The 1567-nt window shown below is 56.0% G+C and carries 2 protein-coding genes; both read right to left on the bottom strand.

Going from position 1 to position 1567, the window contains the following annotated elements; translation table 11 throughout:
* A partial coding sequence (locus tag ACWWFX_RS25245) for an ArsR family transcriptional regulator (RefSeq protein WP_473225103.1) occupies window positions 1-449 on the bottom strand: 449 nt, incomplete at its 3' end.
* A partial coding sequence (locus tag ACWWFX_RS25250) for a DnaB-like helicase C-terminal domain-containing protein (protein WP_473225104.1) occupies window positions 449-1567 on the bottom strand: 1119 nt, incomplete at its 5' end. The genes ACWWFX_RS25250 and ACWWFX_RS25245, both read right to left, overlap by 1 nt.

The raw sequence follows: 1567 nt of genomic DNA on the forward strand, positions 1-1567 counted from the left end.
TAAATCCGATGGCCGGTGCGCCCGGTGAATTTGATTTCGCCTGCCTTTGCCATTTCGCAGATTGCTGCTGACACCTGCTTCACCGTCAGGCTCAAAGCATCCGCTATCTGTGGTGATGACATGCGTCGACCATCCGACAGGAGCAGTGCAATTTTCGCTGGGATCGTCATCATCCCCTCCCGGCGTGACATCAGACTGGACTCCGCGCCCTTCAGGCTGCGCTGGCGGAGGAGTTCGCCGCCGATACCAGCACGCCATTCCTCGTACGCCGCCTTTCCGGCGAAGTAACCGAAGCCAGCCATGCTGTAAATCAGCCCGGCTTCACGAAGAACTGCGATTTCTTTGTCGAGTGCATGACCAGAAATGCCGATTGCGAGTGCAAGGTTCTTACGGGTGATTGGCTGATTTGTCGTTACGTGGTCCAGAATGCGTTGTTTCAGTGAGTCCATCAGAAGCCACCTTTTTGTTTTGGTTTATGCTCGCGGTCGCGGATATTGCTACGGGCAATTTCCTGGTCGCAGTCGTGAATGGCGCCATTGCGCTGCTCGCAAATAACAGTGCCGGTGTTGCCGTGTCGGTTGAGTCTCAGGAGTAACTCCGTCTCGCCTGGTGGCACGCTGTCATCGAAAGCCCCTTCCCTGTGAATACCCACCCAGTAGTCACAGTCCTGTTCAATCTGGCCGGTATCGCGGGAATCGCTCGGTAACGGTCGCTTATTCCCTCGCTCTTCAAGCTTTCGGTTGAGCTGCGTCAGGAGGACGACGACACATCCGAGTTCCTTGGCGAGGTTCTTCAGCCCCTTGGTGATCATCCCGTAAGCCAGGTCGTTACGATCGGCCTTCTCAGCGGTCATCAGCGTCAGGTAGTCAACGAGGACCATCCCCACGCATCCCTTCTGGCGCTTAATCTTGCGACACTCGGCAATTACGTGGGCCAGTGACATTCCCGGCGTGTCATCGATGTAAAGCTGGTCGAGTTCACGCAGCCGATTAGCTGTACCGATTGCTTTCTCGAAATCTCCGTCGTAGTCGCCCTGATACTGGTCGTCGGCGTCTTCGGTCGCTGGCATGTAGAAAATGCTGGGGTTTACACCAGACTTCTGGCCGATGAGTTTTTCCAGGATCTGGTCATCAGGCATTTCAAGGCTGAACATCAGTGCCGGTTTGTTCTCCCGCACCGCGCAGTTGATTGCCATCTGGCTGTACAGCGTGGTCTTGCCCATCTTCGGCCTTGCGCCAATGACGAACAGGGAACCTTTCACCAGACCTTTCGGAGCCAGCAGGCGGTCAAGCGACGGTATACCGGTGCTCATTCCGCGCTGTTCGCCAGACGGGTCAAAGCGCTTATCCAGATCGTCAATCCAGTCATCCATCACGTCAGCGAAAGAACGTAAGCCACGGCGGGCTCCGGTTTTCGAGTGATCGGCGAGTTGAGTGAAAATCCCCTGAATGGCTTCGTACTTCTGCGTGGCGGTCATACCATTGCGCGCATACAACAGCTCAGTGGCTTCGGTCATGCGCTGGATGCCGTAGCGCTCCATTGCAGCTTCACGAACAGAGGCGGCATA

Source organism: Pseudocitrobacter sp. 2023LY-00077 (assembly GCF_055796175.1).